At 68.7% G+C, this 14257-nt stretch carries 13 protein-coding genes; 8 read left to right on the top strand and 5 right to left on the bottom strand.

Annotated features, from left to right (window positions below):
• Window positions 1-60: 60 nt before the first annotated feature.
• Window positions 61-3372 (top strand): serine/threonine-protein kinase, encoded by a 3312-nt coding sequence (locus tag QHF83_RS02565; protein WP_282416136.1) that lies wholly within the window; start codon window positions 61-63, stop codon window positions 3370-3372.
• A 343-nt stretch (window positions 3373-3715) separates the two neighbouring features.
• On the opposite strand, the gene QHF83_RS02560 is transcribed toward QHF83_RS02565, so the two are convergent.
• Window positions 3716-4315, bottom strand: a complete 600-nt coding sequence (locus QHF83_RS02560) for a hypothetical protein (protein ID WP_282416135.1) — start codon at window positions 4313-4315, stop codon at window positions 3716-3718.
• Between the two features lie 117 nt (window positions 4316-4432).
• On the opposite strand from QHF83_RS02560, the gene QHF83_RS02555 reads away from it, so the two are divergent.
• Window positions 4433-6049 carry a hypothetical protein gene (locus tag QHF83_RS02555; protein ID WP_282416134.1) on the top strand — a complete coding sequence of 539 codons (1617 nt, stop codon included), beginning with the start codon at window positions 4433-4435 and terminating at the stop codon, window positions 6047-6049.
• A 3-nt stretch (window positions 6050-6052) separates the two neighbouring features.
• On the opposite strand, the gene QHF83_RS02550 is transcribed toward QHF83_RS02555, so the two are convergent.
• The 4 genes from QHF83_RS02550 to QHF83_RS02535 form a co-directional block, all read right to left on the bottom strand.
• Window positions 6053-6910: a hypothetical protein gene (locus QHF83_RS02550; RefSeq protein ID WP_282416133.1), complete on the bottom strand. Its 858-nt coding sequence runs from the start codon at window positions 6908-6910 to the stop codon at window positions 6053-6055.
• 10 nt (window positions 6911-6920) lie between these two features.
• On the bottom strand, window positions 6921-8297 hold the full coding sequence (locus QHF83_RS02545) for a hypothetical protein (protein ID WP_282416132.1): 1377 nt from the start codon (window positions 8295-8297) through the stop codon (window positions 6921-6923).
• A gap of 67 nt (window positions 8298-8364) precedes the next feature.
• Window positions 8365-8844, bottom strand: coding sequence for a DUF1579 domain-containing protein (locus QHF83_RS02540; RefSeq protein WP_282416131.1), 480 nt, complete (start codon window positions 8842-8844; stop codon window positions 8365-8367).
• 71 nt (window positions 8845-8915) lie between these two features.
• The gene (locus QHF83_RS02535; RefSeq protein WP_282416130.1) at window positions 8916-9431 is read right to left on the bottom strand and encodes a hypothetical protein; all 516 of its coding nucleotides are present in this window, start codon (window positions 9429-9431) and stop codon (window positions 8916-8918) included.
• Window positions 9432-9517: 86 nt separating this feature from the next.
• On the opposite strand from QHF83_RS02535, the gene QHF83_RS02530 reads away from it, so the two are divergent.
• The 6 genes from QHF83_RS02530 to QHF83_RS02505 are packed head-to-tail and all read left to right on the top strand — an operon-like array spanning window position 9518 to window position 14077.
• The gene (locus QHF83_RS02530; RefSeq protein ID WP_282416129.1) at window positions 9518-10171 is read left to right on the top strand and encodes an isoprenylcysteine carboxylmethyltransferase family protein; all 654 of its coding nucleotides are present in this window, start codon (window positions 9518-9520) and stop codon (window positions 10169-10171) included.
• A gap of 16 nt (window positions 10172-10187) precedes the next feature.
• Window positions 10188-10943: a glutathione S-transferase family protein gene (locus QHF83_RS02525; RefSeq protein WP_282416128.1), complete on the top strand. Its 756-nt coding sequence runs from the start codon at window positions 10188-10190 to the stop codon at window positions 10941-10943.
• A 9-nt stretch (window positions 10944-10952) separates the two neighbouring features.
• Complete coding sequence (locus QHF83_RS02520) at window positions 10953-11486, top strand: HD domain-containing protein (protein ID WP_282416127.1); 534 nt, start codon at window positions 10953-10955, stop codon at window positions 11484-11486.
• On the top strand, window positions 11461-11829 hold the full coding sequence (locus QHF83_RS02515) for a sigma-70 family RNA polymerase sigma factor (RefSeq protein WP_282416126.1): 369 nt from the start codon (window positions 11461-11463) through the stop codon (window positions 11827-11829). The genes QHF83_RS02520 and QHF83_RS02515 overlap by 26 nt, the downstream gene beginning before the upstream one ends.
• Complete coding sequence (locus QHF83_RS02510; protein ID WP_282416125.1) at window positions 11826-12659, top strand: nucleotide-binding enzyme; 834 nt, start codon at window positions 11826-11828, stop codon at window positions 12657-12659. Before QHF83_RS02515 ends, QHF83_RS02510 begins: the two co-directional genes overlap by 4 nt.
• A gap of 44 nt (window positions 12660-12703) precedes the next feature.
• Window positions 12704-14077: a cytochrome P450 gene (locus QHF83_RS02505; RefSeq protein ID WP_282416124.1), complete on the top strand. Its 1374-nt coding sequence runs from the start codon at window positions 12704-12706 to the stop codon at window positions 14075-14077.
• The last annotated feature ends 180 nt before the right edge of the window (window positions 14078-14257 follow it).

The following is a 14257-nucleotide window of genomic DNA, read 5'->3' as shown; positions in this document are numbered from 1 at the left end:
ACCCTGCCAAGCCGTGGGTATTTTGAACGGAACGCCGTGGAAGTATTCTCCCGGCCGCTGATGCTCTCCGAAGACATCCAGATCGCGCTCTCGACCCTGACGCGCCTCCACGCGACGAACCCCGATCTCGAAGAGGCGGTGCGCGCGCACTTCCGCGCGGGCGGCGAGAGCGAGGCCGATCGACGCGCGTTGCCCCAGGACGCGCGCGCCGCCGCGCAGCTCCTCCGGCGCGAGCTCCCGGAGCTCGCGCGTTCGGCCGAGGAGATCGCCGCGCTCGCCGCGCTCTACGGCGAGCCGGCCGGCGAGGTGCTGCTCTCGTTCTGCGCGGCGAGCGCGTTCCGGCGCGACGTGCGCATGGCCCCGATCCTCGTGGCGCTCGCCGAGACGATCGGCCGCGATCGGATCGTCGAGGCCGCACGCGCGCGGGTCGTCGAAGGGCCGCTGCTCGACGCGCTCTCGTGTGCACCGCTGCTCGGCGATGGGGAAGCGCTCGCGTCGGCGGAGAACACCGAGGTGCGCGCGCGGCTGGAGATCCTGATCTGGGAGGCCGGCGCGAGCGCGCTGGAGGTCCCCGAGCTCGGGCCCTGGCTCTGGGGATCACCCGAGACGTTCGAGCTCATGATCCGCGGGCCCGCACACGGCGCGCTCCGTGGACGCGTCCTCGCCGCGCGATGCCTCGAAATCAGCGTGCGTGGCATGCCCCGGACGGCCGATCCCGAGCTCATCGGCCGCACGCTCCAGGTGCTGCAGCCCTTGCTCCTGCACCCGGAGCCGCTCGTCTGGGTGCACGCGGCGCGCGCGCTCGGGCGCCTCACGGGCGTGATGGAGGAGCTCCAGGGCACGCTGCTCGACTGGGTCTTCGGTGAATCGGTGGTCCTCCGGCAACGCGCGACGACCGCGTTCGCCTCGCTGCCGGCCGAGCGGCTCGCGTTTCTCGCGAGCCAGCTCGTGGCCATCCTCGACTCGCGCGAGGAAGAGGCGTGGGTGCTCGCCGCGGTCGCCGCGGCGACGCCGTACCTGTTCTTCGAGCGCAAGACGCTCTGGGATCGCCTCGCGAGGCGGGTGCTCGAAGGCGACGGGGGCGCGATCGCCGCGCGCGCGCTCGCGCGTGGGCTCGCGACGCTCTTCCGTCGTGGCGTGGAGGAGCCCGAGATCGAGACCACGCTCCGCGCGCTCCGAGAGAAGGCGCGGTACGTGCGCGCGGCGTCGATCGACGAGACGCGCCGGTGGATCGAGGTCATCGCGGTGACGGACGTCATCGACCGAGCCGAGCGGGATCCGCTCGACCTCGAGCTCGGTTTGGAGAACCTGATGCGCCTCGCCGCGCAGTACGACGACGAGGAAGCGGACGCGCGCGCGGCGCGGTTCGCCTCCTCGCTCGCGGCGACGTTCCATGAAGCGCGCCGCATCGCGCTCGGGTGGGGTCGGCTCCGGCAGCGCGCGGCCGCGCTGAACGCGCTCGAATCCTCGGCGCGGGCGTTCGCGGTGCGCCTCTGGCGGCCGCTGCTCGCCACGCGGCCCACGGGCGTCCCCGTGGACGAGCCCGAGCTCGAGGAGACGTGGAAGACCCTGGCCCGTTCGCCCGCGGAGATCCTCGATCTCGTCGCGGAGCGTCGGCGCGGCGAGAAGACGGACGTGCACGAGGATCTCGCGCTCGAGGTCGTGGCGGTTCGTCTCGGCGGATACGCGCTCGACGCTTGCGGCGAGGACGACGAGCTCGGCCCGGGCCGCGGTCCGACCGCGCACGACACGTGTCTCTGGCTGCGCAAGCTGGAGGGGCTCGGCAGCGGCTCGCGGGAGTTCCCGCCCGCTCTGAAGAACGCGCTCTCGGCGCTGCTCTGGCGGCTCGTGGACACGACGCGGGGCACGGCGCTCGGCGAGGTCGACGACGTCCGCTGGCTCGGTCCGTTCGCCGCGTGGTGGGCGCTCGTCATCGATCGGCCCGCGATGCTGCGTCAGCTCGCGACCTCGCTGCCGATGATGGCGCCGAGCGCGCTCGCGCGCTGCTGCGAGCAGGCCGAGGCGCTGCGCACGGCCGTCTCGTCGGCCGAGAGCGACGCGGGCTGGGCGTTCCAGGCCGAGGAGGCGCTCGTCGCGCTGCACGCCGAGGACACGGAGCTCTCCTGCGCGCTCACGAAGCTGGCGATGGCGCTCGAAGACTTCAACGAGGCCGCGGGTCCGAAGCCCGATCTCGAGATCCGCTGCATCAAGCTGGTCCTCGCGGGGGATCGATTGCAGGCGGCGCTCGCGGATCCCGTGAAGGCGCTGCACGCGGCAAACGAGGACGACGAGGACTCGCTCCCGCCGCGCACGACGCAGAACGCGCCCCGCGTGGCCGCGCTCGTCGCCCGCGCCATCCGCGCGCGGGAGCTCGGCATGCTCGACGTGTGGTTCGCCTCGCTCGGCCCCGTCGCGTCCGCGCTCCTCGAAGGCGCGGTGCGCGGTGCGATCCGCAGGACGCCGCCGCCGCCGCCGACCTCGAAGAAAAAGGAGCCCAAGCTCATCGAGGGTTACGAGCTGGTCAAGCCGCTCGGCGAAGGCGGGATCGGTTCGGTTTGGCTCGTGCGCAAGCCCGGAGCCGATCGCCTCTTCGTGCTCAAGATCCCCAAGGCGGACGCGCTCGTCAGCGCCAACGAGACCGAGCGCGCCGGCATCCTCGCGTCGTTCGTCGAGGAGGCCAATGCGCTCGCCGGTCTCTATCACCCGAACGTGGCGAACATCATCGATCGCGGCGTCTCGGAGGGCGCGCCGTTCCTCGTGCTCGAATACCTCATCGGCGCGGATCTCAAGCAATACGCGTCGGCGCGTCCGATGACGCTCTTCGAGCTCCGGCAGGTGGTCCTCGACGCGTGCGCGGGGCTCGCAGCGCTGCACGGCGCGGGTCTCGTGCATCGCGACATCAAGCCGGCAAACCTGTGGCTGCGTCTGCCGCTCGCCGGCGGGGAGCGGTTCGACCCGGAGAAACACCGCGATCCCGGGCGCGTGCCCCCGCTCTCGACGGTGGTGATCGATTTCGGCATGGTGCGGGCCATCCGCGTCCCGCCCGAGGTCGGAGGCCGCTTCGTGGCAGGCACACCCGGCTACATCGCGCCGGAGCAGGTGCTGGATCCCGTGGAGCTCGACCCGCGCTCGGACGTCTACGCGCTCGCCGGGACGATTTACAACGTGACCACGGGCCGCTCCTTTTTCGACGAGCTGACAGGCCGCGACCGCATCCTCGCGCACATGAGGCTCGATCCCTTCGACGATGCCGAGCGCCTCCGCGTCTTCCCCGCGTCCATCGCCAAGCTCCTGCGGGCCGCCACCACGCGGGATCCAGCCGAACGCCCATCCCCCCTGGAGTTCGGCCGCGAGTTCGCGGCGGCGCTTTGATTCCACGGCGTCGCGCCGGGGTTTCACCCCGGACCCCGACCAGGGGCTGTCCGCCCCTGGACCCGGACCAGCGCAAGCGCTGGACCCGGGGTCGATGAACTGCGCGATGCGCAGTTCATCGAACAGGCCGAGGCAAGACCGGCGACGACGTTGCCAGGCAAAACCGCAGCGCCGACGTGTCTGCCCGAGGCTGATGTTTGGCAACGCCGCTCGTGGTCTTGCCCCTGTCCCGTCCGAGAAACCGCGCATCGCGCGGTTTCTCGGCCCTCGGTCCAGGCCGTGCCTGGTCCGGGGTGCAGGGGGCGGACAGCCCCCTGCTGGGGTGCGGGGCAAAGCCCCGCGTTCAGTCAGCCAGAACGGAAATCGCGGCGAAGAGCACTTGCCCGTTCGTTTGCGAATCGACGCGGATTTGGTGCACGTTTCCGGCGCGGAATGCCTCTAGCATTTCGTCGGGGCCGAGCTGGAACGAGCCAATGGGGTCGTCGTCGACCATGTCGTCGTCGAGCAGCTCGATGGCGAGCCGTGTGCTCCCGTCGAAGGCCACGTTCTCGAACGTCGGCGGCCCCTGGAATTGTGGGGTGAAGGTATCGGCTTGACCGTTGAGCCGCACGGGTGCGCTTTCCAGGGGCCCGACGATCTTTGCGCGCCCTTTCACGTCGGGTTTGTCGAGTGCCTCGTTCGCGGGGGCGGCGAGGGCCTTGGCGATTTCCACGTAGGGCACGCGCCCGCGCAGGAGATTGCCGAGGAGGTCGATCTGGCTCGGCTCGATTTGCCCCACGCCGTCCCAGACTTCGCCGCCGAGTTTGCAGGGGGCCACGGTCACGCCGTGCAGCATCACGCGCCCCGAGGCGGGCATCGACCCTGCGTACGATTCGGCCCCGGAGACGGCGGGGGAGGGCCCGCAGCCGACGAGGAAGAGCGCAAAAAGGAGCGGCCACCGCATGAACCGCGACGGTAGGCGGCCTTCGGGGCAGCGTCAACCGGCCGGCCGCTTTCGAGCGGCCTGGGTGCTCTCCTCTTGCAATCGGCGGAGCGCCGCGGTGTCATCAGGAACGCGACCATGCCCGATCTTCCTTCGCCCCCGACGGCTCAGGCCCTTCCGATCGAGGACCACTACGACGAGCTGCTCGCCTCGATCCGCGCGCGCTTCGGAAAACTCACCAAAGACAAACCGAGCTTGTTCACGACGCGTACGCCTTCGCTTTACCAGGTCTTCCTCGACGCGGTCCCGACCGAGCTACGACAGGTCAACACATGTTCTGCTTGCCGGCGCTTCGTCGAGCGGTACGGCGGCCTCGTGGTCGTCGATTCTGCTGGCAAGGCGCGGCCTGCGCTCTGGGACCCGGAGACCACGCCCGAGCCCTACACGAGCGCGATCCGTGCGCTCGCGAAGGCCGTGGCCGAGGCGCCCATCGACGGCGTTTTCCTGTCGGGCGAGAAAGTGTGGGGCACGCCTCGGACGGGCGCGTGGGAGCACATCGCGATCACGCCTTCGAAGGACCTCCTCCACAAGCCCACCTTGATCAAGACGAACGCGCAGATCATGGCGGAGAAGCGCCACGATCACGAGACGCTCCTTCGAGCGCTCGAAGCGTTCCCGATCGACATCGTCAAGCAGGCGCGCAAGCTGCTCTCTACCGAGTCGCTGTATCGCTCGGAGGCCGTCCTCGGCGTGGCGAAATGGCTGCTCGATCTGCACGAGACGCGCGCCGCCACGAAAAACGCCCGCGCGCGGGAAAACCTCACCTGGCTCGCGGTCGCCCGCGCGCCGGCCGGCTTCTGCCACGTGCGCAGCAGCATGATCGGCACCTTGCTCGAAGACCTCGCGGCCGGCATGCCGTTCGCGGAGGTCAAGAGCCGGTTCGCCGCGAAGATGCACCCGCTCCAGTACCAGCGCCCGCAGGCGGCGCCGACGGTCGGTAACCTCGCGCGCGCCGAGAAGATCGTGGAAGCGCTGAAGAGCGCCGGCGCGCTGGAGCGGCGCTTCGCCCGGCTCGACGACATCGAGACCTTGTGGATCCCGAAACACGCCAAGCCGCAGGGGCAAAAGCCCGGCGTTTTCGATCACCTGAAGCCTGCCTCGAAAGTCGCGGTCGACGTCGACGTCCCGCCCGTCACGATGACCTGGGAGAAATTCGCGCGGACGGTCCTCCCCGAGGCGGAGCGCATCGAGTTTTTCGTCCCGGCGGCGAACCAGTCGTACATCGCGATGGTCACGGCCAAGCGCGCGGACGCGCCGCCGATCCTGCAATGGGACTTCGAGGACCGCCGAAACCGGGTCAGCTCGTACGTGTACGCGAATGGCTCGCCGCCCGCGCGCTGGAACCTGAAGCCCAACGTCTACCACCCGGTGACGGCGATCGCCTTGCAGCCGTGGATGTGGAACCCGACGAAGGTCCTCACGCATCACGGCGCGGGCGTGATCTTCATCCTCGAGGACGCGCGGGATCGCGACTACAAGCAGGGCGCCGGGTTTTTCCCGAGCTATCTGCGGAGCGAATACCACGAGATTCGCGCCACGATGGAGGCGTACGCGCAGAGCGCGGTCGTCGAGGGCAAAGACACGGCCGAGGCCTGCGGGCTCAGCCTGGTGAAGGGATCGACCTGGAACCTCGACTTCCGCGTGACCTCGAAGGGCGGCATGCGCGTCGTGTACAAGCTCGACCGCTGGGATTGACGGTCAGAAGTGCCGCGCCCATTCCGGCGCGGGCTTCCGCCGGGGCAGTCGCTCGAATTCGTGCGACCACGTCTCGACGAGCTCACCTCCGCGCAGCGCACACACCACGAGCCGCCCGTCCAGGTTCGCGCCGTAGAGGTGATCTCGATCGAGCCAATCGAGCCATACGTGGTTCGAAAGCGGGATCTCCCGCCCGTCGTTCCCGACGAGACCATAATGGTTGCGATATCGCTCGACCCGCCCCTCGTCCTGGTCGAAGCCACCCTGCACGACACGCAGCACCTCGCGCCCGCCGCCGCCCGGGCGCCGCTTCTGGAGCACCGCCTGGCGATGCTGGTCCCAGATGTCGCGTGGATCCCGCGGTGGTGAATCATCGGCTTCGACAAACCCGATCCGCCGTTCGGCCGCGAGCTGGGCCGCATGGATATTCTCGATGTTCCACGGGCACCGATCCGCCACGTCGGCACCGTGATGCAAGTCATGGCGCGCGGGGATGTCCGGGCGACCCGAGGCGGGGGAGGAGAACCACATGCCCCGCGTCCAGGTCCCCGCCTCGCGCCAGGCGAGCAGGCAGGTGAGCCATGGGGCGCGTGAAAGGCCGCTGAATTGCCAGGGCCAATCGGGATCGCCCGGCGCTTTCATCGCGAAATAAAGCAGATATCGTCCGTCCGGCGAGAGCGCGCATCGCCGCGGGTAGAGCGTCCCGAAGAACACGGCCCCGGGCTCGACGTGGTGGGTGTCGAGGTCCCAGAGGTGGAGCGACCAGCACTTCTGGCGATGCGTGACGAAGACGAGCGCGCGTGGTGCTTCCGAGGCGCGGAGGATGTAAATGCGCGGAAACGAGAGCGTCTCGCCGGCCATGCGCCATACCTCAGGGAACGGGGCTCCAGGAGGCGTTCCCGCCGTACGCGACGAACGCGGGGACGGCCTTCGTGTCCCGGGTGTCGACCACGACGACGCTCCGGATCGTCGGCTCGCAGCCCACGTACGGGCATAACGACAGCGTGAACGCGAGGTGGTGATCGTCGGGCGCCCACGCAGGATTGAACGCGCTGTAAAATGGCCGCGGGAAGGCGTCGGTGAGCGCGCGCCCGAGATTGCCGCTCGCGTCGACCAGGGAGATCTCGTTTCGATAATCGGCACCGTTCGCACCCTGGCGCACGGACCACGCGACGGCGAGCTTCGTTCCTTTCGGAGAAACCTCCGGGTACAGCGAGCCTCCGAACCAGAACGAGCCGAACCCGCGAATGCTGGTGCCGTCGGGCGTCGTCGTGTAGAGCGCGGATTGCCGGCAGCAGTACGAGCTCGTCGGGCTCGCCGAGAACAGCAATCGCTCGCCGAGCCACCGGGCGCCGCTGAACATGTGATTGCCGGCGTCCGGCAAGCGCTGGGCCCGCCGCGTGGCGACGTCTACCGAGACGAGGTGCTCCGCGTCATGTCCTCCCGCGACGACGCAGAGCGTGTCGCCTTTCGGCGAGAACGCGGGATAATTGATGAAATCCGGCTCGCCCACGCGATGATCCTCGCCGCTCGCCACGTCGACGAGGTGGAGCTCCTCCGGCGGTCCCTCCGGAGGCCCGCTCGACGCCGCGATGTACGCGACGTGGCTGCCGTCCCGCGTGATCGCGAACCACGACCCGGCGTTGTACCAGGTCGCGAATTTGCGGGTGATCGGCCGCTGCTCCGCGCCGTCCGCGTTCATCAGGAACACGCGCCAGGCCATCCCGTCTCGGTTGCTGAGAAATGCAATCCGACGACCGTCCCCGAGGAACACGGGATACACGTTGCGCTGCGCCTCCCGCGTGAGCTGCGCTTCCGCGCCCTTGGCGAAATCATACGTGAACACATCACCCGAGCGCGTGAACGCGAGGCGACCCGACGAAAGGCCGAGATCCTTGACGAGCCCGAGCCGCGGCGGCTTCTTGTCGGCCTCGGGCGCGCCGATCCCCTGATACCCCTTCACCCAGTCGTCGAACGTGCCAATCGCCTTGCGTGGCGCCTCGGGCGGCGCTTCGGCGGCGGAAGCCTCGGGCGGCGGCAAGTACGGGGCCGCCGTGCCCTCCGCGGTCGCGGCCGCGGACGGCGCGGAAGACGCGGCGCTCGGCGAAGGCGCGACCGCGCTGGCCGTCGAGGCCGCGGAGCTCGTCGTGACGGCCTGCTCGTCGTGGCTCGTGGCTTGGGGCTTGCACGCGGCGAGGGGCAGCCAGATCAGTCCGACAAATCCGACATGCGAAGAACGAAACATCACGGCGCGTCGGACGATACCAGAGCGCGCAGGGGCAGGTAAGGGACGATCGCGCAATCGTCCCCTCGGCTCACTTCTTCCGCCGATAGTTCTGCTGCATGATCTCGGTCCACTTCCCGTCCTGGCCCTGCATCTCCGATCTGAGCACGCGCTCGTCGGCGCTCTTGATCTCGATGATGTCCTTGTACTTGGCCATCCTGCCCTCCGCCGAGAAATCCGGGCCCTCGGTGTCGAGCGTCAGCACCTTCTCCGCCGCGTCCAGCGAGCCGTGATAGACCCACATATATGGCGCCATCGAGCCGATGAACGTCCCCACGAATGCCTTCTGGCTCGGATCGTAGCCAAACGTCCACATCATGTAGTGGTTGGCTCCGCCGGGCATCGCGCCGCGCGCCTCGCAGAGCACCCAGAGATCGCCCATCGGACGCACGACCTCGGTCCCGGTGAACTTCTGGATCTTGCCCGGCTCCATCTCCGCGTCGTGCTCGTACGTCCACTCGCCCACGAGCTTTTGCAGCCAGAGATGCTCTTTGTTCGGTTCGACCTTCATCCCTACCTCCCTTGGAGAATGGTTCGTGGTCAAACCATGACCCGCACCCGACGTCAATGCGGAAAATGTGCTCACCGCATCAGGAACGGCGCGTGCCGCTCGAAGAAGGCAAACACGGCAGACTTCGTCACGACGAACCGCGGCCCGAACCGGGCCTCGAGCAAGCCGCGGACCGCCTCGGCCTCGCTCCGGTTCATGAGGCCGAACGTCCGTGGTTTGTCCTCGTCCGCGGTGACATACAGCTCGTGCGCCATGGCCGTGAGATGCAGGCGTATGCCCCGGACGCGCTCGCAAGGCAGCCGCTCGACACGTTTGGCTTTGCCCACGAGCTCGTCGCACCACGCCTCGACCGACCCGCCCTTCGGCTGCCCTGGACCATACGCCGTCTCGCCGATCTCGCCGACGATCTCGAGATTCGCGCGAATCCCCGCCACGGCGCCCGCCTTCACGGCGGGCATGATGCCGAGGTCACACTGCACGATCTCCGCGGGGAAAAAGAAAAAGACCCAGTTCGATAGTCCCCCGCGGGACGTGAGGCCTGTGAGGACGAAGGAGCCTTCGCTCGCGGGCGCAGGGGTGGGGTGCATGAGGAAAAGAAACAAGAAGGGGAGGGGACTGTCAATGTCATTTGGCTTGACGTTCCGGCGATGGAGCCCCAAGCCTAGGTCCGCCCATGCAGCCCGCGTTCGTCGCTCTGGTTCTATTCGTCGTTTATATGACCGTCGCCTTCGGGCTCCGGACCGTGCAGCACATCCGCGCGACCGGATCGACCGGCTTCCAGGGCATTTCCGGCAGGATCGGCTCGGCCTCGTGGTTCGGAGGCGTGCTCTTCGTGCTGGCCCTCGTCCTCGGGGCGCTCGCGCCGGTGCTCGAGCTCGCGGGCGTCGTGCGGAGCCTCGTGGCGCTCCCGCCGTGGGCGTTTGCGTGCGCCGTCGCGCTGGCCGTCGCCGGGACGCTGGCCACGTATGCCTCGCAGGTCGCGATGGGGAAGTCGTGGCGCATCGGCGTCCGGGAAGCGGAGCGTACGGAGCTCGTGAGCGACGGGCCCTTCCGGATCGTTCGAAACCCCATCTTCTCGTGCATGCTCGTCACGGGGACGGGGCTCGCGTTGATCCTGCCGAACGTGCTCTCGCTCGTCTCCTTGATCTGCCTCTTCGTGGCCGTGGAGCTCCAGGTGCGTGTCGTCGAGGAACCTTACCTCCACCGGACACACGGCGAGCGATACGCCGAATACTGTCTCCGCGTGGGTCGGTTCGTACCGGGCCTCGGGCTGCGTCGTTTTGCCGCAAGCGCAATTCGTTCGCTCGACGACTCGCCCAACTTGTAGGATCCTCGGAGTCCCAATGCAAAAACAAAAGACCCGGCTCTACAGCATCTCCTTCTCCCCCTGGTCCGAGAAGGCCCGCTGGGCGCTCGACCATCACCGCATCTCGTACGAGGAAGTCGAGCACTACCCCTTCGCGGGCGAGCTCCGGCTCCGCATCCTTCTTCGCAAACCGACGGGGCGCGTCACCGTCCCGATCCTCGACGATCGCGGCGTCCTTCTCACCGATTCGTTCGACATCGCCCGCCATGCCGACGCCGTCGGCGCGGGGCCGAAGCTCTTCCCGGCGGGCCGGGAGGCCGAGATCGAGACCTGGAACCGCCGCAGCGAGACGACGCTCGCGGCGCTCCGGGCCATGATGATGCTCAAGTTCGTCGACGATCCGACGTTCGGACAGGCCGCCCTGCCGCGCGGGACCCCGAAGGCGATCGTGCCGCTGCTCATGCCGATCGGCCGCGGCGCCATGCAGCTCTTCGTCGCGAAGTATCGAATGCGCGAGGGCGCGTCGACTCACCGCGCGGTGGCCGAGGAGGGGCTCGAGACGCTCGACAAGGCGCTCGCCGAGGGGCAGAAGTATCTGCTCGGCGACACATTTTCGTATGCGGACATCGCGATGGCGCTCGTGCTCCAGGTCGTGAGCCCGGTCGACAAGCGGTTCATGCCCACGGGCCCCGGCGGTCGCGCGGGCTGGAGCAACCCGGACCTCGCGGAGCGGTATGCTCGTCTCGTCAAGTGGCGTGACGCGGTCTACGAAAATCATCGCCGGTGGGTGTGAACGTGCCCCGTGGGTGAGCGGCGTGATCACCAGCGCCGCGCCCCGGTGATGTACGACGAGCTCCTCCCTCTGCTGCTCGCCCTCGACGGAATACGCCAGAACCCTGCGTATCACCCCGAGGGCTGCGCCCTCTACCATTCCCTCCAGGTCTTCGATCTCGCGCGCGCAGCGTGTCCCGACCGCGCGCTCTGGGCCGCGGCGCTCTTGCACGACGTGGGAAAGGCGATATCCTCGCCTGACCACGACGCGCTGGGCGCCGATCTGCTCGACGGCCTCGTCTCGCCCCGCATCGTCTGGCTCGTGCGCCACCACCTCGACCTTTTGCACGACCCTGGGCCCACCAAACGCCGCCTGCGCGGGACCGCCGCGCTCGCCGACCTCCAGCGCCTGCGCCGCTGGGACGTCCTCGGTCGCTCCCCACACGCCACCGTGATGTCACCCGAAGACGCGCTGTCGATTCTCCTCGACGGCGCAGATCTCTCCCTCCTCGACCCCGGCGGCGAGCCCGCCCCCATCCATGACCCACGAAAGGAGCTGTTCTGACGGCAAGAGGCACCGCGCCCGCCTGGTCGCGAGCCTCGAACACATCGACGCGTCTCGTCACCTCTACCACGACGACGAGGTCACCGAGGCGCGCCTCCGCCTCCACGACGCCGTGCGCGACGCCGTCGCAACGGTCTTGACGGACAAACAGCGCGAGGTCGTCGAGGCGTATTTTTTCGAAGGCCTGTCCCAGGGCGAGATCGCGCGCCGCCTCGGCGTCACGCAGCAGGTCGTGCAAAAACGCATCTATGGCGCCGGGCGCGGCGGCCGCACCGTCGGCGGCGCGCTCCGCAAGCTCCGCGACGCCCTCGCGCCGCTCGTGGCGCGTCCTTTCCCGTCATGAGCAGCGAACGAACCGGAGGGCTCCGCGGCAGGATCGCTGCGGAAGCCGCGCGCCTCATGTACGAGGAGGGCGTCAAGCAATACTTCACGGCCAAACGGATGGCGGGAAGGCGCCTGCTCGGCCGTGCGGGCGGGAAAAACCTGCGGTATCGGCCTCAGGACTTGCCCTCGAACGGCGAGATTCGCGACGCGCTGCTCGCCATGGCCGAGCTCGCCGAGGGCGAGCGGCGCACGCGCCGGCTCTTCGCCATGCGTGTCGTCGCCCTCCGCGTGATGCGCGCCCTCGGCCCATTCGAGCCGCGCCTCATCGGATCGGTAAGCACGGGGCACATCCGCCGCGGCAGCGACATCGACATCCAGGTCTTCACCGACGACGAGGACGCGTTCGAGCGCCACCTCGCGGGCCTCGGGTGGAGCTTCGAACAGGAGCGGGTGAGCATCTTCAAATTCGGCCAGATCCGCGAATACGTTCACCATCACGTCGCGGACGTCTTTCCGGTGGAGCTCACGGTCTACGAGAGGCGTGAATTGCGGTTTCGGCCCCGCAGCAGCACCGACGGGCAGCCCATTCAGCGGGTGAAGGTCCCGGCGCTCGAAGCGCTCCTCCGCGCGGAGCACCCCGAGGCGTGGGCGCAATACGAGGCCGACGGGACCATCGCGGATCTCGACGAGATTCTCGCCGAGGAAGAGGACGACGAAGCACCGCTGCCGGGGCCTTTCGACGGACTGCTCGCCGACGAGCCCCCCGAGGCGGCGTGGCCGGAGGGCGCGGAGGACGAGCCGGACGAGGATTACGATCCGCTCCCTGGTTTCGAAGCTTACTCCGATTGACACCGCCTCCCGGTCCGGTTATGCCTCGCCGGGAGGGGATTTGGATGAATACGCTGCCGCCCGGACCCGAGCACCTCGGCCTGATCGACACGCTCCGGTGCACCTTCGGGTCCCCGGCCCTCGTCATTCGCCGCCTCGCCGCGCGGCATGGGGATCCCTTTCGCGTCCGCACCTTCAACGGGCCCCTGACGTTCATTGGCAATCCCGCGGCGATCCGCGCCATTTACACGGCCGATCCCGAGACGTTCGAGCCGTTCGGGGTCGACGTGACCGAGCCCATCTTCGGGCGGACATCGGTCGTGGTCTCGACCGGACCGCGCCATCGCCGGGATCGCAAGCTGCTCACGCCTCCGTTCGCGCCCGCCGCCGCGAAATCGTACGCCTCCGTCGTGGCCGAGGTCGCGCGGGAGGCGGCCTCGCAGTGGACGCCGTGCCAGCCCTTCTCGATGCTGGAGGCCATGCAATCCATCACGCTCGACGTGGTCATCCGCGTGGTGTTCGGCGTGAAGGGCGAGGCGCGGATCCGCGACGTACGCGCGGCCGTGCTCGATCTCATTCACGCGATGAATCCGCTCATCCTCATCATGCCGGCGATCCGGCGCCCGTTCGGCGGATTCGGCCCCTGGGCGCGTATGCTCCGGGCCACAGCGGCGCTCGACGCGCTCTTGTCCGAGGACATTCGGGCCTTGCGCGCCTCGGGCGAAGACCGATCCGACGTCCTCGGGCTCATGCTGAAAGCGCGCTACGAAGGAGGCGAGGGGCTCAGCGCTCAGGAGATCCTCGATCAACTCCGCGCCCTGCTCTTCGCGGGCCACGAGACCACGGCCGTCACCCTGGCCTGGGCTTTTTATTGGCTCCACCGCGAGCCCGACACGCTCGCGCGGGTGCTCGCCGAGATCGACGGCCTCGGGCCCGAGGCGCCTCCCGAAAAACTCCTCGGCTTGCCCTACCTGGATGCCGTCTGCCTGGAGACGCTGCGCATCGTGCCGCCCGTGGCCAACGTCGGGCGCGTGCCCCGAAAGCCGTTTGCCCTCCTCGATTACACCATTCCCCCGGGCGAGCCGCTCGTCCCATCTCCGCTCCTCGTGCACGGGCGTGATGATCTTTATCCCGAGCCCGAGCGATTCCGCCCCACGCGCTTTTTGGAGCGTGATTTTTCCCCGTTCGAGTTCATCCCGTTCGGCGGGGGATCCCGTCGCTGCCTGGGGGCGACGCTGGCGATGGTGGAAATGAAGGTCGTGCTCGCCGTCCTCTTGCGTGAATATCACCTGCGGCTCGCGAGCGCGGAGCCGATCGAGCACGTGCAACGGGGCATCACGCTGGGGCCGCGGGGCCAGGTGCCGATGATCGTGGAAGGGCGTCGGGTCCGCCCGATCGCACGCGAGGCTTGCCTCGACCGCGGTTCCGCGGTAACGTAGGCTTCTCATGCGAAGCTCTCGGCGCACGTACCCCCTCGCTGCCCTCGCACTGCGTTGCGATGGCTGCTGTTGTCGTCGCTGAAGAGCGTTCCTGAAAGATAGGCCTACGAGAGGCACGCGCGCGCCGCCGCGCTGGCGGACGACCGCCCGTGGATCCGGCGCGCCTCTGCGCCCTCGTGG

Source organism: Polyangium sp. 15x6, assembly GCF_029960785.1.
Taxonomy (GTDB): domain Bacteria; phylum Myxococcota_A; class Polyangia; order Polyangiales; family Polyangiaceae; genus Polyangium.
This window is presented reverse-complemented; position numbering and strand designations above follow the sequence as displayed.